The organism is Halomonas saccharevitans (genome assembly GCF_900116405.1).
Lineage (GTDB): Bacteria > Pseudomonadota > Gammaproteobacteria > Pseudomonadales > Halomonadaceae > Halomonas > Halomonas saccharevitans.
This window is the reverse complement of sequence record NZ_FPAQ01000005.1, coordinates 100,341-122,292: the sequence shown is the minus strand read 5'-3', so window position 1 is coordinate 122,292 and position 21,952 is coordinate 100,341. Positions and strand designations below refer to the sequence as shown.

Below are 21,952 nucleotides of genomic sequence, written 5' to 3'. Positions count from 1 at the left end.
CAGCTGGCGGATCAGCGTGTCGATGGCCGTGGGCTCATTGGCGATCTCACCACGAAACTCCGGCTCATGCCGTCCCGCCTCGGCGATGGATACCGCAATGCTGGCCTTATGCACATCCAGCCCGATATAGGCGGCATGGACGTCGCTGGCGGCGCTGAGCCGCTCGGCGGCAGTGCGCTCCACAACGACCTGCTGAGTTGCGTTAGACTGTGTCATGACCTGCCTCCCTCAATAGTGGCTCTGTGTTGTTGCCCAACCTCAACGTAACCCACGACGTTGAGGAGGGGCAGGTCAATCCATCATGTCTACGCCAAGGAAGGCGTCGGTAGCGCCCAGGGACGGGTTTACAGCGCCCCCTCGACGGTCCGGCGCTCCGGGGCCTGTCGCCGGAACCCGCGAACGAGGCTGAGCCGCCGCTCGTCAGCTGCTATGCTGCCGAGCCTGCAGTCACCGAACTCAACCGAAGGATGCCGACCCGATGAAAGCCAGCGTGAAATGGACCGATGGACGCCAATTCGTTGCCGAGAGCGGCAGCGGCCACAGCGTAGTCATCGACGGCCCGCCCGACCACGGCGGCCGCAACACCGGCGCGCGCCCCATGGAGATGCTGCTGATGGGCATGGGCGCCTGCACCTCCTTCGACGTCCTCAACATCCTCGAGAAGGCCCGGGCCGACGTGACCGACTGTGTGGCGAGCCTCGAGGCCGAACGCGCCGACGCCACGCCCAGCGTGTTCACGTCGATCCACGTGCACTTCACCGTCAGCGGCCGCGGCCTGAAGGAGAAGCAGGTGGCCCGCGCCGTGGAGCTCTCCGCCGAGAAGTACTGCAGCGCCTCCATCATGCTGGTCAAGGGCGGCGTGGAGATCACCCACTCCTTCACCATCGTCGAGGAGTAGGCGCTTACTGGAGCCTTTCGCCTCCGCGGCTATTCTGGCGACAGGTCTACGAGGGGGCGCTGTGAACTCTTCCTTGGGCGCTACCGATGCCATCCCTGGCATCGGACCCCCTCTACGACCTGTCCCCAGCGCCGCTTCCGTCGATATCCACTGATCAGGCTGGTTTAGACGCGATAGACGCTGGTGGTCATCACCTTGGACATCAGCTTCATGCCGAGCTTGACCGGTGCGGGGAAGCGGCTGCCTCCCGCCTCCAGGGCCAGCTGGGCGTGGTGTGCCTCGTCGATGGCCATCTGGCGCAGCACGGCGCGGGAGCGATGATCGCTCGCCGGCAGCTTGACCAGGTGCTCCTCCAGGTGATGACCGACCTGCTCCTCGGTGGCGGCCACGAAGCCCAGGCTCACCTGGTCACCGATGGCGCCCGCCGCGGCGCCCAGGCCGAAGGAGGCCGCGTAGAACAGCGGATTGAGCAGGCTCGGGCGGGCGTCGAGCTCCTGGAGCCGCTCGTCGCACCAGGCCAGGTGGTCGATCTCCTCCTGGGCGGCCTGCTCCATCTGGCCGCGAACCTCGGGCAACTTGGCGGTCATCCCCTGGCCCTGGTAGAGCGCCTGGGCGCACACCTCGCCGGTGTGGTTGATGCGCATCAGCCCCGCGGCGTGACGCTCCTCCTCCATGTTCATCGGCTCGTCGTGCACCGCCGGGGTCGCCGGCGAGACGCGCGAGGGAGTCGCCGCGTGGGGCACCAGGGTCCTCAGCACGGTATCGAACTGGTGGATCAGGTTGTCGGCACGGGATAGGGAGCGGGTCATGACGAAATCTCTCGAGAATGCACCTGATGCGTCGTACGCCGGGTCGCGCGCGGCCTCGGCCGCAGGGCGCCGGCTAGCCAGCCGGCCAGGTAAAGCGACGACCGCCCATCAGGTGCATGTGGATATGATAGACGGTCTGGCCGCCATGATCGTTGCAGTTCATCACCACCCGATAGCCGTCTTCGGCGAAGCCCTGCTCGGCCGCCAGTTTCGCGGCGGTGAACTGCAGACGCCCCACCAGCGCCAGGTCGCCCTCCTCCTCGATGTCGTTGAGGGTGGCGATGTGGCGCTTGGGCACGATCAGCATGTGGGTCGGCGCCTGGGGATTGATGTCGTTGAAGGCGAGCACGTGATCGTCTTCGTAGACGATATCGGCGGGAATCTCGCGCTCGATGATCTTGCAGAACAGGCAATCCATGGGCGGTTCTCCTTGCGTGAGGGTCGGTGTCGGCGTCAGCGAAAGCGCCGCTGGGCCAGCAGGTGGCGCACCAATGGGCCGAGGATCAGCTCCATGGCCAGCGACAGCCGCGAGCCCGGCACCACCAGGGTGTGCGGGCGGCTCATGAAGGCATCCTGGATCATCGCCAGCAGGTAGGGGAAGTCCACCGTCGCGGGATCGCGGAAGCGGATGACCACGAAGGACTCGGCGTCGGTGGGGATGTCCTGGACCTCGAAGGGGTTGGAGGTATCCACCGTGGGCACCCGCTGGAAGTTGATATGGGTGCGCGAGAACTGCGGCTGGATGTAGCGCACGTAGTCGTCCATGCGTCCCAGGATGGTGTCGATCACCGCCTCCTGGGAGTAGCCGCGGTGGCGCATGTCGCGATCGATCTTCTGGATCCACTCCAGGTTCATCGTCGGCGCGACCCCCACCAGCAGGTCGACGTGGCGGGCGATGTCAAGCTCGGCGGTCACGAGCCCCCCGTGCAGCCCCTCGTAGAACAGCAGGTCGGTGCCGCAGGGCAGCGACTGCCACTCGGTGAAGGTGCCGACCTGATAGCCGGCCTCGATCATCTGCTTGTCTTCGGCATGGATATAGTGGCGGAAGGAGCCGTTGCCGTGCTGGCCATACTCCCGGAACAGCGCCTCGAGCCGGTCGAGCAGGTTGGCCTCCACCGCGAAGTGGGAGAGCTCGTCCTTGCGATCGGGCTCGTCGAGAAGTATCTGCGCCAGCTCCTGGCGGGTATAGCGGTGAAAGGCATCGCCGTCGACGTAGGCGGCGTGCACGGCCTCCCGGGCGAACATCCGCTCGAAGGTGCGCTTCACCGTCGTAGTGCCGGCCCCGGAGGAGCCGGTGAGGGCGATGATCGGATACTCCCGCGACATCAGCGCGCTCCCGCCAGGGTATCGCGCAGGGCCCCGGGGATCGCCACCGGGCGGCCGGTGGCGGGGTCGATCAGCATCAGATTGATCCGGGCGGTGGCGACCGTGACGTCGTCGGCCTCGCGCAGGATGCGATGGTAGACGCCGATCGCCTTGCGCGCCGGCGCCGGGATGGCGGTCTCCACCGCCAGCGCATCGGGCCAGCGTGTCTCGGCCTGATACTGCACGGCGAGATCGGCCGCCACGCAGGGGAAGCCGCCGAGGTCCCACTCGTGGAGCCCTCGTGAGGCCAGCGCGGCGACGCGCGCCTCGTGCAGCAGCGAGATCAGCGCATCGTGGCCCAGGTGGCGACCGTAGTTCATGTCGGTGATGCGTACCGTCAGCGGATGACGGTGCATGACCTCATCGACGGGAAAGCTCAGTCGGACACGCTCCATGCTCGCTCCTGCATCGTGTTGTAGGGGATCGCTCGGGCTCAGGCGTCACCACGTTCACGGGCGATGGCCCGGTGGGCGATGTCGCGGCGGTAGAGCACCTCGGGCCAGCGGATCTCGGCGACGCCCCGGTAGGCCAGGTCACGCGCCGCCGCCACGTCGTCGCCCAGCGCCGTGACGCAGAGCACCCGGCCGCCGGCGGTGACCACCTGGCCGTCCCGCTCGGCCGTGCCGGCGTGGAAGACCTTGCAGCCGGTGGCCTCGGCGGCGCCGAGCCCCTCGATGGCATCGCCCTTGCGGTAGCTGCCCGGGTAGCCGCCGGCGGCCAGCACCACGCCCACCGCGGGGCGCGGTTCCCAATCGCAGGAAAGTCCCGCCAGCTCGCCGCGCGCGCCGGCCAGGCACAGCTCGGCCAGGTCGGAGCGCAGCCGCAGCATGATCGGCTGGGTCTCCGGGTCGCCGAAGCGGCAGTTGTACTCGATCACCTTGGGGTTGCCCTCGGCGTCGATCATCAGGCCGGCGTAGAGGAAGCCGGTGTAGGCGTGGCCTTCCTCGGCCATGCCCCGCACCGTGGGGCGGATCACCCGCGCCATGATGCGCTCGAAAACGCTGTCGGTGACCACCGGCGCCGGGGAGTAGGCGCCCATGCCGCCGGTGTTGGGGCCGGCATCGCCATCGAAGGCGCGCTTGTGGTCCTGACTGGTCGCCATGGGCAGGATGGTCTCGCCGTCGACCATGACGATGAAGCTCGCCTCCTCGCCCTGCAGGAACTCCTCGATCACCACCCGGGCACCGGCATCGCCGAAGGCGTTGGCCTCGAGCATGTCGCGCACCGCCGCCTCGGCCTCGGCGAGGGTCATCGCCACGATCACGCCCTTGCCGGCCGCCAGGCCGTCGGCCTTGATGACGATGGGCGCGCCCTTCTCGGCCAGGTACTCGAGGGCCGGCGCCACCGCGGTGAAGGTGCGATAGTCGGCGGAGGGGATGGCGTGACGGGCCAGGAAGTCCTTGGTGAACGCCTTGGAGCCCTCGAGCTGGGCCGCGCCGGCCGTGGGGCCGAAGATCGCCAGGCCCGCCTCGCGGAAGCGGTCGACCACGCCCTCGACCAGCGGCGCCTCGGGGCCGACGATGGTCAGCTCGACACCCTCCTCCCGGGCGAAGGCCACCAGGCCCGCCAGGTCGTCGACGCCGATCGCGACGTTGGTGAGCCCCGGCTCCAGGGCCGTGCCGGCATTGCCGGGGGCCACGAAGACCGTCTCCACTCGGGGTGACTGGGCGACCTTCCAGGCCAGGGCGTGTTCGCGGCCACCGCCGCCGATGATCAGGACCTTCATCCGCTTGACTACCTCAGAACCGTGCAAGAAACGTCGCGGCATTATGTCAGAAACCGACGCGCGGCGCCGCCTACGGCTTGCCCTTGCCCGAGTCGTCGTCGCTCGGGGTGCCGGCCTGGTTAATGGTCTTCTGCCAGAACTTCATGTTCTCCTCGGCCATCTCGCGCATCAGCTCCATGGGCGAGTGGCGCATGGCCTGCTGCCACTGATCCTGCATGCGGTGCTGCTGCTCGAGCATCAGTTTGGTGCCCTGCTCCAGATAGCGTGACAGGGGCAACGGCTGGGCCATGTCGTAGACCCGGATGAACTGCGCCAGCAGGTCGTTGGAGAACACCTGGGCGTCGCCGTCGGCCTGCTCCTGCTCGATGATGATCGACAGCAGGATGGTGCGGGTCAGGTCCTCGCCGCTCTTGGCATCCTCGACCCTGAAGGGCACCTCGTCGATGATCAGGCCGCGCAGATCCTCGAGGGTCACGTAGCGGCTCTGTTCGGTATCATAGAGCCTGCGGTTGGCATACTTGCGAATCACGCGCACGGCGCTGCTCCTTGTCCGATGAGGGCGGTTGCCCCCCGTAACGCTATTGTGCACCGCGACACCATCCATGCAAGGCATAGCCCCTATTCAGTCTCAAACACGGCGAGGCGCCATGAACCTGATCCTGCTCTCCCCCGAGGACGTCGAGAACCATCGCCTGGCCCGGGTTCGCGACCCGCGCCGCCTGGCGCACCTGCGCGAGGTCCATCGTGCTCACCCCGGGGACACCCTGACGCTGGGCATCGCGGGAGGGGCGCTGGGGCGCGGCGAGCTGCTGAGCCTCGACGACCACGAGGCGTGCTTCGATGTCTCCGCGCTGGATCAGCCGGCGCCGCCTTCGCTGCCGGTCCACCTGGTGCTCGCCCTGCCGCGTCCGCGAATGCTGGCGCGCAGCCTGGAGCACGTCACCGCCCTGGGCGTAAAGCAGATCACCCTGCTCAATACCCGTCGCGTGGAGAAGAGCTACTGGCAGTCGCCGGAGCTCGACGACGAGAAGATCCACCGCCACCTGGTGCTGGGCCTGGAGCAGGCCCGCGACACCCGGCTGCCCGAGGTGACACTGGCCAAGGGCTTTCGCCCCTTCGTCGAGGACAGGCTGCCGGGGCTGCTCGCGGGGCGGCGCGGCCTGGTGGCGCACCCGGGCATGCCCGACGACTGCCCCCGCGGGCTCGACGAGCCGGCGGTGCTGCTGGTGGGGCCGGAGGGCGGCTTCATTCCCTGGGAGGTGGAGCGACTGCTCGAGGCCGGCTGCCAGGGCATTCACCTGGGGCCGCGCATCCTGCGGGTGGAGACCGCGGTCACCGCGCTGCTCGCCCGGCTCTTCTGAGTCGAGTGTTGACGCGGCCGAGCCCGTCCGGGCCCGGCCGCGAGGGGGTAACAGCGGCGCTACTCTGCCTCGTCGGGATCGTGGGGCACGAAGGGGGCGTCGTCGTCGCAGTCGGGCTCGGTGAGGAAGGTCTCGCGCACGTCGAGCAGGCCGAGGTGGCCGATGGAGCGGCGCCCGAGCAGCAGCGGGTAGTTCATCTCCTCGCGATCACGCAGGCTGAACTGCTCCTCGTAGACGGTATCGCCCAGGCAGACGTTCATCAGCACCACCGGCCGCTCGTCCACGCCGCCGGCGCCACGCACCCGTAGGTCGCGGTAGAGCGGCAGCTCCATGCGCTCGGTGAAGGTCTCACCGCTGGCCTCGTCCTCGAGTTTCAGGCGAAAGCGCACCCAGTCGTCGCCCTCCTTCTCGAAGGTCTCGATATTGCGGGCGTCCAGCGACGAGGTCAGGGCGCCGCTGTCGAGCTTGGCCTTCACCTCGACGCCCCAGGGTTCCAGCGTCGCCTTCTCCACCCAGCCAAAGACACGATCGACATCGTCGTCGGCGAGCACCGCCGGCGCCGCGCTCGAGAGCAGGGCGGCCAGCAGCAGCGGGCGGTAACGGGTCGGGATCATGATCACCTCCGAAACGGTGCTCAGCGCCGCAGGCGCTGGAGCAGGGTGAGGGTCGCGAAGCCATCCGGCGTGACGCCGATGGCGCCCTGAAAGGCGCGCAGACCGCGCCGGGTATTGGGGCCCATGATGCCATCCGGCGCGCCCACCTCGAAGCCGCGCTCGTTGAGCAGGCGCTGCATCTCGCGCACCTGGCCGCGGCTCAGCGGCTGCTGCTCCCGGGGCCAGGCCTGCACCACGCCCTCGCGGCCGGCGATCTCGTCGGAGAGCACACCCACCGCCAGGGCATAGCTGGTGGCGTTGTTGTAGCGCAGGATCGCCCGGAAGTTGCGCCCCACCAGGAAGGCCGGGCCCTCGGCGCCGGCGGGCACGATCACCGAGGCGGCGCCGAACTCGGGCAGCGGCTCGCCGCTCAGGGTGCGCACGCCCTGCTCGGCCCACTCGGCGCTCGAGAGGCGATGAGAGAGCTCGGTACGGGCGTAGTCGAACCCCTCGGGGAGACGGACCTCGACGCCCCAGGGCTCACCCGCCTGCCAGCCGGCGCGGTCGAGATAGTGGGCGGTGGAGGCCATCACGTCGGGGATGCTGCCCCAGATATCGCGACGCCCGTCGCCATCGCCGTCCACGGCGTAGGCCACGAAGCTCGAGGGGATGAACTGGGTGTGCCCCATGGCGCCGGCCCAGGAGCCGATCATGCGCTCGGGCGAGATATCCCCCGCCTCGAGGATGCGCAGCGCCGCGAGCAGCTCGGTGCGGGCGAAGTCGCTCCGGCGGCCCTCGAAGGCCAGGGTGGCCAGCGCCTCGAGGGTCGAGAAGTCGCCGAAGTTGCCGCCGTAGTTGCTCTCGATGCCCCAGATGGCGACGATCACCTCGGCCGGCACCCCGTAGCGACGCTCCATCTCACGGGCCGTGTCGCGGTGCTCGGCCAGACGCGCCTGCCCGTTGCTGACCCGGGTCGACGACACGGCGCTGTCCAGGTACTGCCAGATCGGCCGCACGAACTCGGGCTGAGAACGGTCGAGTTCGATCACCCGCGGGCGGTAGCGCAGGCCGTCCAGCGCCTGCGCCAGGGTCGCCTCGGCGATACCCTCGGCCCTCGCCTCGCGCCGAAAGCGGGATAGCCAGCCCTGAAAGTTCGCCACCGCGGCCGGCGCCGTGTCCGCCGGCTGGGCGGTCTCGGCGACGGCCGCCGTGGTCGCCCCGTCAGGCGTCTGTGCCTGGGCCTCGCTGGGCGGGGCCGCCTGACAGCCGGCCAGCAGGGCCAATAGCAGAGGGGGGGTCAGCATCCGTTTCATCGTCGCTCCTGCAGGGCATTGTCCATTTAACCGGGCGATCATCGCCCAGAAGCGCCCGTCAGGAAAGCCCCTTCAGGCGCCGGTGAGCCGCCAGATCACCAGACCATGACAGGCCAGTACCACCAGGGTCAGGAGCGTACGCAGGGATTGATACCAGTCGGGCAGCTGCGCCCGACCGTCCCGGGAGCGCTCGTGGAAGCGCACCAGCAGAAAGCCCGCGACCAGCACCCAGGCGCCGGTGAGCGGATGCAGCAGCAGCGCCGGCCAGGCCAGCAGGCTCGGCACCATGGCAAGCAGCATGCGTGCGCGAAACGGCGCCTCGCCGGGACGCTCCCGGCACATGGCCACGCCCCACTGCACCCCGCCCAGGAAGGAGAGAATTACCGCGGCATAGGCGAGGAAGGCGCGGATGGCGACGACCTGCCAGGCGATTGGCGCAAGCCAGGTCGCCGCCGCCGTCGCGACGAACGGAAGCAGGCCGGCCAGGCCCAGCAGCCGGGGCAAGGTGGGCGTGGCGATACGGTTCATGGCGGCTCCTTATCCAGGAAGAGAGGGAATGGAAGCGGCGGCGGTGCTGGGGATCGGGCACACCCTCGGGCTAGTCATCCCGGGTCTCCTGGGGCAGCAGCCAATCGCGCCAGCCCGCCGCCTCCACCACGGGCGAGGCGAAGCGCCTGGGCGCCACCCGCCAGGGCTGATGCCGGGCCTGGCCGGGCGGCAGTTCGGCGAGCTCGGGCTGCCAGTGGGCGACGTAGTTGCCCGCGGGATCGTAGTCGCGCGCCTGCTTGAGCACGTTGAACCAGCGATCACGGGTGTCGCGCCCCACCCCGGCCACATAGCGCCAGTTGCCCCAGTTGCTGGCCACATCGTAATCGACCAGGCAGGCCTCGAACCAGGCCGCCCCCAGCCGCCAGTCGCCTTCCAGCTCGTTGATCAGGAAGCTCGCCACGTTCTGACGCGCGCGGTTGGAAAGCCAGCCGGTGGCAGAGAGCTCGCGCATCGCCGCATCCACGAAGGGCACCCCGGTACGCCCCTCGCACCAGGTGCGAAAGCCGTCGCCCGGCGCTGGCAGCCGACGGTCGCCATAAAGCGCCGAGCCCTCCTGACGCGCCGCCCAGTGGAAGTACTCGCGCCACAAGAGTTCGAACACGACCCAGTAGCTCGACTCGCTGGCCCCGTGCCGGGCCTCCCAGGCGCACACCGCATCGCGTACCTGACGCGCCGACAGGCAGCCGTGGGCGAGCCACGGCGAGAGCCGGGTGGAAAAATCAGCACCCACCAGGCCGTTGCGGGTCTGCTTGTAGCGGGCGATGGCCCCGCTCTGCCAGAGGTAGTGATCGAGGCGCGCCAGGCCCGCCGCCTCGCCGCCGGCAAAGGCGAACTCGCCGCGGGCGTCCGGCGCCCAGCCGGCCGCCTGGGCGCACACCTGACCCAGCGGCGGAAAGCCGCGCGGCGCGCCCTCGGGCCAGCCGGGCAGGGTCACCGGCGCCGGGGCGGCATCGGGAATCGCCCAGGCGCGCTCGACCCGGCGGCGAAATGCGGAAAAGCTCCCCGGCAGCTCGTCGAGCGCCGTGGGCAGCGAGGCCTCATCGAGCAGCATGCCGGTGTCATGACAGCTCAGCGCCACCCCCTCGCCCAGCCGCGTGGCCAGCTGCGCCACGGCCTGCTGCTCCTCCCAGCCGGGGTCGGCACGCACCCTCACCTCGTCGAGGGCGTACTCGTCGATCAGTCCCGCCATCACCTGGACGGGGTCTCCGATGCGCACCAGCAGGTCGCTGCCGCGCTTGAGCAGCTCGCCGCGCAGCTCGATCAGGCTCTCCCACAAAAAGCGCAGGCGAGCAGGCCCGATGCGCGGCGTCTCTAACCCGGGCGGCGGCTCGAGCCAGGCCTCATCCAGCGCAAACACACAGATCAGCGCCTCCGGGGGCGTGGCGAAGAAAAACAGCGAATTATCGGCCAGGCGCAGGTCGCCGCGCAGCCATATCAGGGTCCGGTTCATAGCACTCGCTCCTGGCGTCGAGCCTCGCGGCGACAGCGCCCGCTGCAGTGGCGAACCTCCTCCCAGCAGCGTGACCACTTGCGTCGCCAGGCGAAGGAGCGCGCACAGTGGGCGCAGACCTTGTGCGGGAGATGCGGCTTGCGATGCATGAGGCAGCCTCAAAGGTGGACATGACGCTTTAATAGTATAGCATTTGTACAAATAAAAACTCCGGCGGCCACCAGGACGGCGACGAGTCATTCAACGCGGCCGCTGCTCACGACCACTCCTCCAGGGGCCAACCCTCATGACCCAACGAGAAGGGGCCGCCCTAAGGCGGCCCCATCGGCGGTCGTTGCGCATGGGAGGAGCGCGAATGTCAGGAGGCGTCCGGCTCGTCGGGGGGGCGACGCTCGTGCTCTTCGGCCGGCGCGCCGCTCTTCAAGTCGCGGGTCAGGGGGTCGAAGTGGGGCTTGAGCTCGTCCTTGACGGTGCCCGCCCACAGCCGGGCACCGACGATATAGCCCGCCCGACCGATCACGTGGGCCGCCACCGGGGCGGTCATCATGATGAAGAGGATCACCCCGAAGGCGCGCGCCACCACCGCCACCTCGGCGAAGTGCAGCGCCACCGCCAGCATGATCAGGGCGGTGCCCAGGGTCGCCGCCTTGGTGGTGGCGTGCATGCGGGTGAGCAGGTCGGGCATGCGCAGCACCCCCAACGCCGCCAGGAACATGAAGAGCGCGCCGGCAAGGATCAGGCCGCCCTCGAGGGTCTCAATCATCGCGGGGTCCTCCGCGCTCCAGGAAACGGGCGAAGCCGATGGCGGCCATGAAGGCCATCAGCGCCATGACGATGGCCACGTCCAACAGGCTCGGCACGTCGGTGGCGATGGCGATCACCCCGATGATGCCGACGAGGATCGACGAGAAGAGCTCCAGGGCCACCACTCGATCCGGCAGGGTGGGGCCGCGGAACAGGCGAACGAAGGCCAGGCACAGCGCCAGGACCATCACCGCCAGGCTCACAAGGATCACGGGGGACACCGGATCACCTCCTATGTCGAATGGAAAAGGCTCGGCTCTAGTGGAACAGGGCCAGCGCCCGGCGCTCGAGCTCGGCCAGGCTGCGCCGCAGCGCCGGTTCGTCGTCCAGGAACATGGCATGGATGTAGAGCACGCGGCGGTCGTCGGAGACGTCGAGGCTCAGGGTGCCCGGCGTCAGCGAAATCAAGTTGGCGACCAGGGCGATCTCGAATTCGGTGGTGGCCCGCAGCGGCATGGCGATCACCCCCGGCTTCATGTACCAGGTCGGAGTGATGATATCGAAGGCGACCTTGAGGTTGGCCATCACCAGCTCCTTGAGGAAGAAACCGATGAAGCGGATCAGTCGCGGCAGGCGCTGGGCATTCCCGGTCAGCGCCGGCACCTGGGGCTGGATGAGCGCCAGCACCAGGTAGCCGAAGAGCAGCCCGGCCAGCAGGTTGCGGCCACTGAAATCGCCGGTGAGCACGATCCAGGCGAAGCCGAGCATCAGGTTCCAGGCGGCTCCGATCATGGCGTGCCCTCCCCCGCTGTGCCCGGCTCTATTCCTGATCCAAGAACCGCCTCGATGTAGCGCTCGGGCGCCAGCAGTTGGCCGGCCGAGGCCTCGGCCAGGGCGTAGATCGGTCCGGCGTTGAGTCCGATGAACAGGGTACACAGCGCCAGGCCCGCTACCGTCGCCGACATCAGCCACATCGCCCGCGGCTCGACCGCCGGCACGGCCTCGAGCTCCTCTTCCGGCGCCGCCTTCCAGAACACCTCGGCCCAGATCTTGATCATCGAATAGAGGGTGAGCAGCCCCACCAGCAGGGCGATGAAGGTCACCCCGTAGGCCTCGGCCTCGATGCCGGCGCGTATCACGATGAACTTGGCGAAGAAGCCCGACAGCGGTGGCATGCCGGCAAGCGACAGCGCCGGGATCAAAAACAGCACGGCAAGCCAGGGGTGGCTACGATAGAAGCCGCCCAGCGAAGCGAGCTGGTAGGTGCCGCGCAGCCGGTGGACGATGCCGCTGACCAGGAAGAGATTCGTCTTCACGATGATGTGATGAATGATGTAGAAGACCCCGCCGATGATCGCCAGCGGCGTGAACAGCGCCAGGCCCAGGATCATATAGCCGATCTGGCTGACGATGTGAAACGACAAAATGCGGCGGAACTCGAACTGCGCCGCCGCCCCGAGCACGCCGGAGAGCATGGTGAGGCCTGCGCCCCACAGCAGGATCTCATGGGTGTAGCCGGGGCTGTGGTGGAAGATCAGCGTGAACACCCGGTAGAGCGCATAGACCCCGACCTTGGTCAGCAGGCCGGCGAACAGCGCCGAGACTGCCACCGGCGGGGTGTGGTAGGAGGCCGGCAGCCAGAAGAACAGCGGGAAGGCCGCCGCCTTGATGCCGAAGGCCACCATGAACATCATCGCCAGGACATCGACCATGCCGTCGTCCTCGAGGGTCGCCAGGCGACGGGCGATGTCGGCCATGTTGAGCGTGCCGACCATGCCGTAGAGCAGCCCCACGGCGACCAGGAAGGTCACCGAGGAGACCAGGTTGAGGGTGACGTACTTGATCGCCCCCTCCATCTGCGCCTTCTCGCTACCCAGGATCAGCAGCGCGAAAGAGGCCACCAGCATCACCTCGAACCAGACGTAGAGGTTGAAGATATCGCCGGTGAGAAAAGCCCCGGCGACGCCGGCCAGCAGCAGGTGCATCAGCGGAAAATAGCCGTAGGCCTCGTGGCCGCGGCCTACCGTGGCCAGCGAGAAGAGCGCCACGGCGAGGCCGATGATGCCGGTGAGCACCACCATGATCGCGCCCAGCAGGTCGGCCACCAGGCTGATGCCGAAGGGTGCCGTCCAGCTCCCCATGTGCATCACCTGGATTCCGTCGCGCTGGACCGTGGCCAAGAGCCACAGGCCGGTCAGCAGCAGACCCGCGGTGCCGGCCACGGCGATGAAGCGCTGCATGCTCCGGGAACGCCAGAACAGCAACGACAAGGTGCCCGACAGCAGCGGGATGAGGATGGGCAGCGCGATCTGAGGCGTCACGTGTCGGTATCCCTCATCTTGTCCAGGTCATCGGCGCCCACGATCTCCCAGGCGCGGCGCACCAGCACCACGGCGAACGACAGCACCCCGAAGGCGATGACGATGGCCGTGAGCACCAGCGCCTGGGGCAGCGGGTCGGCCACCGGGCCCACCGGCGCCGAGAGGCCCTCGGGCACCAGCGGTGGGGCGCCGCGCACCATGCCCGCCGTGGCGAAGATCAGCAGGTTGGCGGCGTTGGAGATCAGCATCAGCCCGATCACCAGCTTGACGATGGAGCGGCGCAGCATCATGTAGACGGCGGCGGCGAAGAGAATGCCGATCGCGACGGCTATCAGGGGTTCCATGGCGCCTCCTCAGCGTTCGTCTTCATGCTGGTCGGTCTTGACCAGGGCGGTGATGGCCGTGAGCACCGAGCCCACGACCACCAGGTAGACCCCGACATCGAAGATCAGCACCGTCGAGGCCTTGAAGTCGATGATCGGGATGGTCCACCACTGGGCCGTGAAGAAGGGCTCGCCGACCCACCATGCGGGCAGCGTCGAGCCCACCCCGAGCAGCAGTCCCATGGCGACCAGGTCGCGGGGCGACACCGCAAGCATTCGGCTCAGGGGGCGACGCCCGAAGGCGAAGAGATAGAGCGCGAAGGCCGCCGCCGCCACCAGCCCGGCGATGAAGCCCCCGCCCGGCTCGTCGTGGCCGCGCAGCAGCAGGAACAGCGAAAAGAGCAGCTGCAGCGGCAGCAGTAGCCGCGCCGCGGCGTTGAGGATCAAGGTGCCCGATTTAGCCATCGTCGCTCTCCCTCGGCGGCGCGGGACGCGCGGTAGCGTGGTCCCGGGCATGAAAGCGCAGCATGGCATAGACGCCGGTGGCCGCCAGCGCCAGCACGAACATCTCGCCCAGGGTATCCAGCGCCCGGAAGTCGACCAGGATGACGTTGACGATGTTGTGGCCGTGACCGAGCGGCTGGCTGTTGGCGACCATGTAGTCTGAGATGCGCGGCAGGCGCTCCCCGGAGAGCACCGAGAGCATCAGCAGGGTGATCAGCCCGCCGGTGAGAGCGGCGACGGCGAGATCGCGCAGCCGCTCAAGCGGAGTGGAGAGGGTCGCGAATCGCGGCAGGCGAAACAGCACCAGCACCAGCAGGATGACCGTCAGGGTCTCCACCAGCAGCTGGGTGATCGCCAGATCCGGAGCGCTGAACAGCACGAAGGTCAAGGCGATCGAGAAGCCCATGGTGCCCAGCGCCGCCACCGCCGCCAGGCGCGAGCGCATCACGCAGGCGGCCACGGCCCCGGCGACCATCAGGCCGGCGACCACGGCCTCGTGGAGGTAGACATCCAGGTCGACGTCGAGCGTGAAGGTGTGGCGAAAGAACAGCGCATGGCCGACCAGGCCGACCAGCACCAGCAGGGTCATGGCCAGGTAGTTGCGAATGTGTCCGTTCTGCAGCAGCCGCGTCTGCCAGCCGGCAAAGGCCACCATGCCGGCCATCAGCGCCTCATAGCCGGCCTCGGGGCCGCGCGCCATGAGCGGCGCGAGGCACGCCAGCCGCGCCCGCAGGCGATCCCAGTAGCGGTAGGTCAGAAGGCCCAGCGCCAGGCTCAACAGCGACAGCGCCAGCGGCAGGTTGAGCCCGTGCCACAGCGCCAGGTGCACGCCGGACGCGGGCGCGCCGATGCCGGCCAGGGTGGCAGCCACCAGCGGGTCGAGCAGGCCCGGCGCCAGGCCGAAGACGAGCGACAGCGCGGCCAGCAGCGCGGGCCCCGCGAGCATCGCCGACGGCGCCTCGTGGGGCGAGGTCGGGGTCTCGCGCGGGGCGCCGAAGAAGGGACGCAGGGCGACGATGGCGGCGACGGCCAGGGTCAGGAAGGCGGCCGTGAAGGCGAGCAGCAGGATCAGCGGCCGCCAGGCCTCGGCGGCCAGCACCGAGGCGAGCATCGCCTCCTTGCCGACGAAGCCCAGCAGCGGCGGCAGCCCGGCCAGCGAGAGGGCCGCGGCACCCGCCACGGCGGCGGTGCGCGGCATCGCCCGACGCAGACCACCCATGGCGGTGACGTCCTTGGTGCCGGTCTCATGGTCGAGGATGCCGGCCACCATGAACAGCGCCCCCTTGTAGAGCGAGTGGGCCAGCAGGAAGACCACGAAGGCGGTGAGCGCCTGGGGGGTGCCGAGGCCGAGCAGCATGGTCAGGGTGCCCAGCGCCATCACCGTGGAGTAAGCCAGCAGCGTCTTGATGTTGGTGTGCCGGATCGCCAGAAAGGCGCCGGTGGCCATGGTCAGCGCGCCGACCAGCGACAGGGTGGTCACCCAGAGCTCGGTGCCGCCCAGCGCCGGATGAAGCCGCGCCAGCAGGTAGATGCCCGCCTTGACCATGGTCGCCGAGTGCAGGTAGGCCGAGACCGGCGTGGGGGCAGCCATGGCGTTGGGCAACCAGAAGTGGAAGGGGAACTGCGCCGACTTGGTGAAGGCGCCGATCAGCACGCAGAGCAGCAGCGGCGTGTAGAGCGCATGGTCGCGCAACGTCTCGCCGCGCTGCACGAGTTCGGCAAGCGACCAGCTGTCGCCGGCCACGGCGAGCATGACGAAGCCGGCAAGCAGCGCCAGCCCGCCGCCCACGGTGACGAAGAGCCCCTGCAGGGCCGCCTTGCGGGCCGCGGGATCGGTGTGATTGAAACCGATCAGCAGATAGGAGGTGATGCTGGTGAGCTCCCAGAACACGAACAGCGTGACCAGGTTGTCGGCGAGCACCAGGCCGAGCATCGACATCATGAAGGCGGTGATCACTACCAGGAAACGCGGCAGGTCGCGATGGCCGTGCAGGTACTCTCCGGAGTAGACCAGCACCAGGGCGCCGATGACCGTGATCAGCAGGGCAAATAGCCAAGATAGGCCGTCGATCAGGAAGGTCAGGGTGATATCGAGCCCCGGCACCCAAGCCCACTCCAGCAGCAGGACCTCGCCGGCGGCTATTACCGGCCACTGGCCGAGCAGCCAGGCGGCGATCGCGGCGGGCAGCAGGGCCATGACCCGCGGCGTCTGAGCCCCGAACCACTGGTGCAGCAGCGGAGCCAGGCTCGCCATCGCGAAGCCTCCCAGCACGGCAAGTTGCATCGGCCACCCTCCCTGTGACGAGGGAGCACGCGACGGCGGCGCCCCCTCGATGAGGTTCCCTACTCTAGAGAGACAAAGTGTTGAAAGGCAAGGAGGCAGCGGGAGAATTCGCTTTGCGTTAAAGTGGCAGGGAGCCAAACCATGGGGGGCCTTGACCCAGGGACGGGGGTGCGATCGAGCGTCGCTTGCCTCATCCTGTTCCCCGGGCGCGTGATTCAGACGCCCTCCCCGTTTCCGAACCCGCGCAGGATGACCGATCGATGACACTGCTGTGGATAGCCCTGCTGCCCCTGCTGGGGGTTCTGGTGCCCGCGTTCACCGCGCAACGCGGGCGACGCTTCTGCTCCCTGGCCACCGCTGCGCTGCCCGCGCTGGCGCTTGCGATGACCCTTGGCCAGCTGCCGACCCTGGCGGCCGGCGAGACGCTTCGCGTCGCCGTTGACTGGGTCCCCACCCTCGGCCTCGAGCTCGCCTTCCGGCTGGACGGCCTGTCGGTGCTGTTCAACCTGCTGATCATGGGCATCGGCCTGCTGATCCTGCTCTACGCGCACTACTACCTGTCGCCGGAGGAGCCCTTCGGTCGCTTCTACGCCTACCTGATCCTGTTCATGGCCTCCATGGTCGGCATCGTGATGGCCGACAACCTGCTGCTGCTGTGGCTTTTCTGGGAGCTGACCAGCCTCTCCTCCTTCCTGCTGATCGGCTTCTGGTCGCACCGGAGCGATGCCCGCAAGGGCGCGCGCATGGCGCTGACCGTGACCGGCGCCGGCGGCCTGGCACTGCTCGCCGGCCTGCTGCTGCTGGGCGACATGGTCGGCAGCTACGACATGCAGGTGGTACTCGAGAGCGGCAGCATGATCCTCGCCGACCCGCGCTACCCCTGGATGCTGGGGCTGGTGCTGCTCGGCGCCTTCACCAAGTCGGCGCAGTTTCCCTTCCAGTTCTGGCTGCCTCACGCCATGGCCGCCCCCACCCCGGTCTCGGCCTATCTGCACTCGGCGACCATGGTCAAGGCGGGCATCTTCCTGATGGCGCGCCTGCACCCGGCCATTGCCGGCAGTGAGCTGTGGACGGTGGTCGTCTCGCTCATCGGCATGGCGACGCTGCTCTACGGCGCCTGGTTCGCGCTGATGAAGACCGACCTCAAGGGCATCCTGGCCTTCTCCACGGTGAGCCACCTCGGCCTGATCACCGTGCTGCTGGGGATCGGCAGCCCCATGGCGGTGCTCGCCGCGCTCTTCCATATCCTCAACCACGCCACCTTCAAGGCGGCACTGTTCATGTGCGCGGGGATCATCGACCACGAGACCGGCACTCGCGAGCTCAAGCGGCTGGGCGGGCTCCGGCGCGCCATGCCGGTCACCGCCCTGCTGACCACCCTGGCCGGCGCCGCCATGGCCGGGGTGCCGCTGTTCAATGGTTTCCTCTCCAAGGAGATGTTCTTCACCGAGACCCTGGAAAGCCCGGTGCTCGGCGGGCTGAGCTGGCTGCTGCCGGTGCTCGCCACCCTGGGCGGCATCCTCTCGGTGGCCTACTCGCTGCGCCTGGTGCATGCGGTGTTCTTCAAGCCGGCCCGTGAGGCGCCGCCCAAGTCGCCCCACGAGCCGCCCTGGCTGATGCGCGCCCCGGTGGCGCTGCTGGTAATACTCTGCGTGCTCGTGGGGCTCGCCCCGGTGCTGGCCGAGGGCCTGCTGGGCCTGGCGCTCGCGCCGGTGCTCGGCGAGGCGATGAGCTTTCACCTGGCGATCTGGCACGGGTTCAACCTGCCGCTCGCCATGAGCGGGGTGGCGCTGGTCGCCGGCGTAGCGATGTACGCCCGACACTCCGACCTGCAGCGCTTCCTCAAGGGCTTTCGCCCGGTGGACGCGCGCCTGGTGTTCGAGGGCGCCGTGCAGCGGCTCACCGTCTGGTCCGAGACAACGCTGCGCGGCATCGACAACGGCTCCCAGCAGCGCTACGTGGGCCTGCTGCTACTGGCCTCCCTGGTGGTGGCGGGGTTCGGCCTCGCCGGCATGCCGCTGCTCACCGGCAGCCAGGGCAACCAGCCCGTCGACGGCGTACTGCTGGTGGGGGCCGGCCTGCTGATCTTCGGCGGCATCGCCACCGCTGCCACCCACCGCTACCGACTGATCTCGCTGCTGATGCTCTCGGTAGTGGGGCTGGTGGTGGCGCTGACCTTCGCGCGCTTCTCGGCGCCCGACCTGGCACTGACTCAGCTGTCGGTGGAGGTGGTGACCATGATCCTGCTGATGCTGGCGCTCTATTTCCTGCCCCAGCGCACCTCCCGGGAGACCTCGGCGGCGCGCAACGTCCGCGACATCGTGCTGGCCGGCACCCTGGGCATGGCGGTGGCCAGCCTCAACTACGCGGTGCTGACCCGCGACACCACCAGTATCTCGAGCTTCTTCCTGGAGAACAGCGTGTCGGGCGGCGGGGGCCACAACGTGGTCAACGTCATCCTCGTCGACTTCCGCGGCTTCGATACCCTGGGCGAGATCACCGTGCTGGCCCTGGCGGGGCTGGCCATCTTCAAGCTGCTGCGGCGCCTGCGCCTGTTCATGCCCCACAGCGATACCGAGGGCCGCCTGTGGTCGCCGGACCGCTACCCCTCGATCCTCACCTCGATCTCCATGGCCCTGCTGCCGCTGGCCCTGCTGGTCTCTGCGTTCATCTTCCTGCGCGGCCACAACATGCCCGGCGGCGGCTTTATCGCCGGGCTGGTCACCGCCGTGGCCATGATCCTGCTCTACATGGCCCGCGGCGTGGAGTGGGCCCAGGAGCGACTGCAGTTCGAATATCAGCCGGTGGCCATCGCCGGCGTCGGCATCGCAACCCTGACGGGGCTCGGCAGCTGGCTGTTCGGCGAGCCGTTCCTGACCTCGGCCTTCGGGCACTTCCACCTGCCGCTGATCGGCGACTTCGAGCTGGCCACCGCCATGCTCTTCGACCTGGGCGTCTACCTGGCGGTGGTCGGCGCCACCCTGATGATCCTGGCCAACCTGGGCAAGGTCACCACGCCTCACAGCCCGGCCAAGGGCGCCCCGGCCACCGACGAGAACCTGTCTCGTTCCAGCAAGGAGAAACACTGATGGAAAGCCTCTACGCCATCACCACCGGCGTACTGACCGCCTGCGGGCTCTACCTGACGCTGCGCGGCCGGACCTTCCCGGTCGTCGTCGGGCTGACCCTGCTCTCCTATGCGGTGAACCTCTTCCTGTTCTCCATGGGCGGGCTGACGACCGGCGGCGCGGCGATCATCGATGGCCAGTCCCATTTCGCCGACCCCCTGCCCCAGGCACTGGTGCTGACCGCCATCGTGATCGGCTTCGCCATGACGGCCTTCGTGGTCATCCTGGCCATGCGCGCCCGCAGCGAGCTGGGCAATGACCACGTCGACGGTCGCAAGCGAGAGGAGCCTCACCGGTGATGCAGCACCTGATCGTTCTTCCAGTCGTCCTGCCGCTGGTGGTGGGTCTGATCCTGCTGCGCACCCGACACGGCGCCATGCGCACCCACCGTACGGTGGGCGTCGCGGCCACCGCCCTGCTGGTCGTGGTGGCGATGGTCATGCTGGCCCGAGCCGCCGGCGGCGAGGTCACCTACTACGCGCTGGGCGGCTGGCAGCCGCCCTTCGGCATCGTGCTGGTGCTCGACCGCCTCTCGGCCCTGATGATCATGGTCACCTCGGTGCTGGCGCTGGGCTGCGTGATCTTCGCCTGCGCCGGCGACGACGAGCGCGGCAGCAACTTCCACGGCCTCTTCCAGCTGCAGCTAGTGGGCATCAACGGCGCCTTCCTGACCGGCGACCTGTTCAACCTCTTCGTGTTCTTCGAGGTGCTGCTGCTGGCCTCCTACGCGCTGCTGATCCACGGCGGCGGCAAGTCGCGGATCCAGTCGGCGGTGCACTACGTGGTGCTCAACCTGGTCGGCTCGTCGCTGTTCTTGATCAGCGTGGGCGTGCTGTATGGCGCCACCGGCACCCTCAACATGGCCGACATGGCCGTGCGTCTGACCGAGCTTCCCGCCGAACACAGGGGGCTGGTCACCGCGGGCGGCCTGATGCTGCTGGTGGTGTTCGGCCTCAAGGCCGCCATCCTGCCGCTCTACTTCTGGCTGCCACGGGCCTATGCCGCCGCCCCGGCGCCGGTCGCCGCGCTCTTCGCAATCATGACCAAGGTCGGCATCTACGCCATCCTGCGGGTCTACTCGCTGATCTTCGGCGAGCAGGCCGGGGTGCTGGAGGCCCTCGAGCGCCCCTGGGTGTGGTGGCTGTCGCTGGCGACCATGGTGATAGCCGGCATCGGCGTGCTGGCCGCCCGCGACCTGCGCCTGATGGTGGCCTACCTGGTGGTCATCTCGGTGGGCACGCTGCTGGCCGGCATCGGCATGGGCTCGCCGGAGGCCGTCTCCGCCCTGCTCTTCTACCTGGTGCACAGCACCCTGATCACCGGCGCGCTCTTCCTGCTGGCCGAGATGATCGGCCTGCAGCGGGGCAAGGCGGGCACGCGGCTGGTCAAGGGACGTCCGCTGCGCGATGGCCGCCTGCTGGCCGGGCTGTTCTTCGTCGGGGCGATCGCGGTGGCCGGCCTGCCGCCGCTGTCGGGCGCCATCGGCAAGGCCCTGCTGCTCGACGCCGCCGCGCCCTGGCAGCAGCCGTGGCTGTGGCCGATCCTGCTCGGCACGGGCCTGGTCACCCTCGTCGCCCTCTCCCGGGCCGGCTCGACGCTGTTCTGGCGCAGCCACGACGGCGAGGCCGGCGGCGAGGCACTCTTGCGCTCGCGCTGGCTGGGGGTCGGGTGGCTGCTTGCCGCCTCGCCGCTGCTGGTCGCCCTGGCGGGCCCGGTCAGCGACTATACCCGCGCCACCGCCGACCAGCTGGCCGACCCGGATGTCCTGGTGCGTGCCGTCCTGTCTGATGCCGGAGAGTCCCCATGATCACGCCTCGTCGCTGGCTCCCCCTACCCCTGCTGTCGATCCTGCTACTGGTCGTCTGGCTGCTGATGGCTCGCAGCATCGCGCCGGGACAGATCCTGCTGGGCGGAGTGCTGGCCCTGCTCATTCCGCTGGCCACCTACCGCTTCTGGGACGCCCAGCCCCACGTGGCGCGGCCCTGGCTGCTGCTGCGCTTCGTGGCGCGCGTGCTCGTCGACATCCTGATCGCCAACATCCAGGTGGCCTGGCTGATCATCAGCCCACGCCAGCGCATGCGCCCGGCCTTCGTCGAGTACCCGCTGATGCTGGAGGAGCGCTTCACCATCACCCTGCTGGCCAGCACCATCAGCCTCACCCCGGGCACGGTATCGGCCAACCTGCGCATGGACGGCAAGTCGCTGCTGATCCATACCCTCGACATGGAGGATGAGGACGCGCTGATCGAGACCATACGCGAGCGCTACGAGCGGCCGCTGAAGGAGATCTACGAATGCTAGACATCGCCCTGAAGATCAGCATCACCCTGATCCTGATGTCCATCCTGCTGAACGCCTACCGGCTGACGGTGGGGCCCGACATGCCCGACCGAATCCTGGCGCTGGACACCATGTACGTGAACTCCATCGCGCTGATCGTGCTGATGGGTCTGTGGCTGAACACCAAGACCTATTTCGAGGCCGCCCTGCTGATCGCCATGCTCGGCTTCATCAGCACGGTGGCGGTCTGCAAGTACATCCTGCGCGGTGACATCATCGAATAGGCCAGCAACGTCGGAGCCAT

The 21,952-nt window shown here is 68.6% G+C and carries 25 protein-coding genes and 1 pseudogene; 7 read left to right on the top strand and 19 right to left on the bottom strand.

Going from position 1 to position 21,952, the window contains the following annotated elements; translation table 11 throughout:
• Positions 1–216, bottom strand: a pseudogene (locus BM388_RS04185) (hypothetical protein); the annotation flags it as partial.
• A 262-nt stretch (positions 217–478) separates the two neighbouring features.
• Here BM388_RS04185 and BM388_RS04180 point away from each other — a divergent pair.
• The gene (locus tag BM388_RS04180) at positions 479–898 is read left to right on the top strand and encodes an OsmC family protein (protein WP_089847523.1); all 420 of its coding nucleotides are present in this window, start codon (positions 479–481) and stop codon (positions 896–898) included.
• Between the two features lie 164 nt (positions 899–1,062).
• Here BM388_RS04180 and coq7 read toward each other — a convergent pair whose 3' ends face one another.
• The 6 genes from coq7 to phaR all read right to left on the bottom strand — a co-directional run bounded on the left by coq7 (position 1,063) and on the right by phaR (position 5,333).
• Positions 1,063–1,707: a 2-polyprenyl-3-methyl-6-methoxy-1,4-benzoquinone monooxygenase gene (coq7, locus tag BM388_RS04175; RefSeq protein WP_089847521.1), complete on the bottom strand. Its 645-nt coding sequence runs from the start codon at positions 1,705–1,707 to the stop codon at positions 1,063–1,065.
• A 73-nt stretch (positions 1,708–1,780) separates the two neighbouring features.
• A complete protein-coding gene (locus BM388_RS04170) occupies positions 1,781–2,125 on the bottom strand; it encodes a histidine triad nucleotide-binding protein (protein ID WP_089847519.1) in 345 nt (114 codons plus the stop codon).
• Positions 2,126–2,160: 35 nt separating this feature from the next.
• Entirely contained in the window at positions 2,161–3,033 is an 873-nt protein-coding gene (locus tag BM388_RS04165; RefSeq protein ID WP_089847517.1) for a phosphoribulokinase, read from the bottom strand.
• Complete coding sequence (locus tag BM388_RS04160) at positions 3,033–3,467, bottom strand: acyl-CoA thioesterase (protein ID WP_089847515.1); 435 nt, start codon at positions 3,465–3,467, stop codon at positions 3,033–3,035. The genes BM388_RS04165 and BM388_RS04160 overlap by 1 nt, the downstream gene beginning before the upstream one ends.
• Before the next feature lie 38 nt (positions 3,468–3,505).
• Positions 3,506–4,798, bottom strand: coding sequence for a phosphoribosylamine--glycine ligase (gene purD / locus BM388_RS04155; RefSeq protein WP_089847513.1), 1,293 nt, complete (start codon positions 4,796–4,798; stop codon positions 3,506–3,508).
• Positions 4,799–4,868: 70 nt separating this feature from the next.
• Positions 4,869–5,333, bottom strand: a complete 465-nt coding sequence (phaR, locus tag BM388_RS04150) for a polyhydroxyalkanoate synthesis repressor PhaR (protein ID WP_089847511.1) — start codon at positions 5,331–5,333, stop codon at positions 4,869–4,871.
• A 112-nt stretch (positions 5,334–5,445) separates the two neighbouring features.
• On the opposite strand from phaR, the gene BM388_RS04145 reads away from it, so the two are divergent.
• Entirely contained in the window at positions 5,446–6,159 is a 714-nt protein-coding gene (locus tag BM388_RS04145; RefSeq protein WP_089847509.1) for a 16S rRNA (uracil(1498)-N(3))-methyltransferase, read from the top strand.
• A 59-nt stretch (positions 6,160–6,218) separates the two neighbouring features.
• Here the strand turns inward: BM388_RS04145 and rloA3 are convergent, their stop codons facing one another.
• From rloA3 to BM388_RS04085, 12 genes are all read right to left on the bottom strand, one after another.
• On the bottom strand, positions 6,219–6,773 hold the full coding sequence (gene rloA3, locus BM388_RS04140; RefSeq protein ID WP_089847507.1) for a retropepsin-like aspartic peptidase RloA3: 555 nt from the start codon (positions 6,771–6,773) through the stop codon (positions 6,219–6,221).
• 20 nt (positions 6,774–6,793) lie between these two features.
• Complete coding sequence (locus BM388_RS04135; RefSeq protein ID WP_425431903.1) at positions 6,794–8,056, bottom strand: lytic murein transglycosylase; 1,263 nt, start codon at positions 8,054–8,056, stop codon at positions 6,794–6,796.
• Positions 8,057–8,137: 81 nt separating this feature from the next.
• On the bottom strand, positions 8,138–8,593 hold the full coding sequence (locus BM388_RS04130) for a DUF3429 domain-containing protein (protein ID WP_089847503.1): 456 nt from the start codon (positions 8,591–8,593) through the stop codon (positions 8,138–8,140).
• A gap of 70 nt (positions 8,594–8,663) precedes the next feature.
• The gene (locus BM388_RS04125) at positions 8,664–10,064 is read right to left on the bottom strand and encodes a DASH family cryptochrome (RefSeq protein ID WP_089847501.1); all 1,401 of its coding nucleotides are present in this window, start codon (positions 10,062–10,064) and stop codon (positions 8,664–8,666) included.
• The gene (locus tag BM388_RS04120) at positions 10,061–10,213 is read right to left on the bottom strand and encodes a DUF2256 domain-containing protein (protein WP_089847499.1); all 153 of its coding nucleotides are present in this window, start codon (positions 10,211–10,213) and stop codon (positions 10,061–10,063) included. The genes BM388_RS04125 and BM388_RS04120 overlap by 4 nt, the downstream gene beginning before the upstream one ends.
• A 209-nt stretch (positions 10,214–10,422) precedes the next feature.
• Entirely contained in the window at positions 10,423–10,827 is a 405-nt protein-coding gene (mnhG, locus tag BM388_RS04115; RefSeq protein ID WP_089847497.1) for a monovalent cation/H(+) antiporter subunit G, read from the bottom strand.
• Complete coding sequence (locus tag BM388_RS04110) at positions 10,820–11,089, bottom strand: monovalent cation/H+ antiporter complex subunit F (protein ID WP_089847496.1); 270 nt, start codon at positions 11,087–11,089, stop codon at positions 10,820–10,822. The genes mnhG and BM388_RS04110 overlap by 8 nt, the downstream gene beginning before the upstream one ends.
• Positions 11,090–11,126: 37 nt before the next feature.
• Positions 11,127–11,600 (bottom strand): Na+/H+ antiporter subunit E, encoded by a 474-nt coding sequence (locus BM388_RS04105; protein ID WP_089847495.1) that lies wholly within the window; start codon positions 11,598–11,600, stop codon positions 11,127–11,129.
• Positions 11,597–13,129, bottom strand: coding sequence for a Na+/H+ antiporter subunit D (locus BM388_RS04100; RefSeq protein WP_089847493.1), 1,533 nt, complete (start codon positions 13,127–13,129; stop codon positions 11,597–11,599). Before BM388_RS04100 ends, BM388_RS04105 begins: the two co-directional genes overlap by 4 nt.
• Positions 13,126–13,473, bottom strand: coding sequence for a Na+/H+ antiporter subunit C (locus BM388_RS04095; protein WP_089847490.1), 348 nt, complete (start codon positions 13,471–13,473; stop codon positions 13,126–13,128). The genes BM388_RS04100 and BM388_RS04095 overlap by 4 nt, the downstream gene beginning before the upstream one ends.
• Positions 13,474–13,482: 9 nt before the next feature.
• A complete protein-coding gene (locus BM388_RS04090; RefSeq protein WP_089847488.1) occupies positions 13,483–13,917 on the bottom strand; it encodes a Na+/H+ antiporter subunit B in 435 nt (144 codons plus the stop codon).
• Positions 13,910–16,240 (bottom strand): putative monovalent cation/H+ antiporter subunit A, encoded by a 2,331-nt coding sequence (locus BM388_RS04085; RefSeq protein ID WP_089847486.1) that lies wholly within the window; start codon positions 16,238–16,240, stop codon positions 13,910–13,912. Before BM388_RS04085 ends, BM388_RS04090 begins: the two co-directional genes overlap by 8 nt.
• A 260-nt stretch (positions 16,241–16,500) precedes the next feature.
• On the opposite strand from BM388_RS04085, the gene BM388_RS04080 reads away from it, so the two are divergent.
• The 5 genes from BM388_RS04080 to BM388_RS04060 are packed head-to-tail and all read left to right on the top strand — an operon-like array spanning position 16,501 to position 21,932.
• A complete protein-coding gene (locus tag BM388_RS04080) occupies positions 16,501–19,329 on the top strand; it encodes a monovalent cation/H+ antiporter subunit A (protein WP_089847484.1) in 2,829 nt (942 codons plus the stop codon).
• On the top strand, positions 19,329–19,667 hold the full coding sequence (locus BM388_RS04075) for a Na+/H+ antiporter subunit C (protein ID WP_089847482.1): 339 nt from the start codon (positions 19,329–19,331) through the stop codon (positions 19,665–19,667). Before BM388_RS04080 ends, BM388_RS04075 begins: the two co-directional genes overlap by 1 nt.
• On the top strand, positions 19,664–21,175 hold the full coding sequence (locus BM388_RS04070) for a monovalent cation/H+ antiporter subunit D (protein ID WP_089847480.1): 1,512 nt from the start codon (positions 19,664–19,666) through the stop codon (positions 21,173–21,175). The genes BM388_RS04075 and BM388_RS04070 overlap by 4 nt, the downstream gene beginning before the upstream one ends.
• Positions 21,172–21,669: a Na+/H+ antiporter subunit E gene (locus tag BM388_RS04065; protein WP_089847478.1), complete on the top strand. Its 498-nt coding sequence runs from the start codon at positions 21,172–21,174 to the stop codon at positions 21,667–21,669. The genes BM388_RS04070 and BM388_RS04065 overlap by 4 nt, the downstream gene beginning before the upstream one ends.
• Complete coding sequence (locus BM388_RS04060; RefSeq protein WP_089847477.1) at positions 21,663–21,932, top strand: K+/H+ antiporter subunit F; 270 nt, start codon at positions 21,663–21,665, stop codon at positions 21,930–21,932. Before BM388_RS04065 ends, BM388_RS04060 begins: the two co-directional genes overlap by 7 nt.
• The last annotated feature ends 20 nt before the right edge of the window (positions 21,933–21,952 follow it).

Excerpts from the sequence above, each read along its gene's own strand:
- BM388_RS04180 (WP_089847523.1), top strand. The coding sequence starts at position 479 with ATGAAAGCCAGCGTGAAATGGACCGATGGACGCCAATTCGTTGCCGAG.
- coq7 (WP_089847521.1), bottom strand. The coding sequence starts at position 1,707 with ATGACCCGCTCCCTATCCCGTGCCGACAACCTGATCCACCAGTTCGAT.
- BM388_RS04170 (WP_089847519.1), bottom strand. The coding sequence starts at position 2,125 with ATGGATTGCCTGTTCTGCAAGATCATCGAGCGCGAGATTCCCGCCGAT.
- BM388_RS04165 (WP_089847517.1), bottom strand. The coding sequence starts at position 3,033 with ATGTCGCGGGAGTATCCGATCATCGCCCTCACCGGCTCCTCCGGGGCC.
- BM388_RS04160 (WP_089847515.1), bottom strand. The coding sequence starts at position 3,467 with ATGGAGCGTGTCCGACTGAGCTTTCCCGTCGATGAGGTCATGCACCGT.
- purD (WP_089847513.1), bottom strand. The coding sequence starts at position 4,798 with ATGAAGGTCCTGATCATCGGCGGCGGTGGCCGCGAACACGCCCTGGCC.
- BM388_RS04145 (WP_089847509.1), top strand. The coding sequence starts at position 5,446 with ATGAACCTGATCCTGCTCTCCCCCGAGGACGTCGAGAACCATCGCCTG.
- rloA3 (WP_089847507.1), bottom strand. The coding sequence starts at position 6,773 with ATGATCCCGACCCGTTACCGCCCGCTGCTGCTGGCCGCCCTGCTCTCG.
- BM388_RS04135 (WP_425431903.1), bottom strand. The coding sequence starts at position 8,056 with ATGCTGACCCCCCCTCTGCTATTGGCCCTGCTGGCCGGCTGTCAGGCG.
- BM388_RS04130 (WP_089847503.1), bottom strand. The coding sequence starts at position 8,593 with ATGAACCGTATCGCCACGCCCACCTTGCCCCGGCTGCTGGGCCTGGCC.
- BM388_RS04125 (WP_089847501.1), bottom strand. The coding sequence starts at position 10,064 with ATGAACCGGACCCTGATATGGCTGCGCGGCGACCTGCGCCTGGCCGAT.
- BM388_RS04120 (WP_089847499.1), bottom strand. The coding sequence starts at position 10,213 with ATGCATCGCAAGCCGCATCTCCCGCACAAGGTCTGCGCCCACTGTGCG.
- mnhG (WP_089847497.1), bottom strand. The coding sequence starts at position 10,827 with ATGATTGAGACCCTCGAGGGCGGCCTGATCCTTGCCGGCGCGCTCTTC.
- BM388_RS04105 (WP_089847495.1), bottom strand. The coding sequence starts at position 11,600 with ATGATCGGAGCCGCCTGGAACCTGATGCTCGGCTTCGCCTGGATCGTG.
- BM388_RS04095 (WP_089847490.1), bottom strand. The coding sequence starts at position 13,473 with ATGGAACCCCTGATAGCCGTCGCGATCGGCATTCTCTTCGCCGCCGCC.
- BM388_RS04090 (WP_089847488.1), bottom strand. The coding sequence starts at position 13,917 with ATGGCTAAATCGGGCACCTTGATCCTCAACGCCGCGGCGCGGCTACTG.
- BM388_RS04085 (WP_089847486.1), bottom strand. The coding sequence starts at position 16,240 with ATGCAACTTGCCGTGCTGGGAGGCTTCGCGATGGCGAGCCTGGCTCCG.
- BM388_RS04080 (WP_089847484.1), top strand. The coding sequence starts at position 16,501 with ATGACACTGCTGTGGATAGCCCTGCTGCCCCTGCTGGGGGTTCTGGTG.
- BM388_RS04075 (WP_089847482.1), top strand. The coding sequence starts at position 19,329 with ATGGAAAGCCTCTACGCCATCACCACCGGCGTACTGACCGCCTGCGGG.
- BM388_RS04065 (WP_089847478.1), top strand. The coding sequence starts at position 21,172 with ATGATCACGCCTCGTCGCTGGCTCCCCCTACCCCTGCTGTCGATCCTG.
- BM388_RS04060 (WP_089847477.1), top strand. The coding sequence starts at position 21,663 with ATGCTAGACATCGCCCTGAAGATCAGCATCACCCTGATCCTGATGTCC.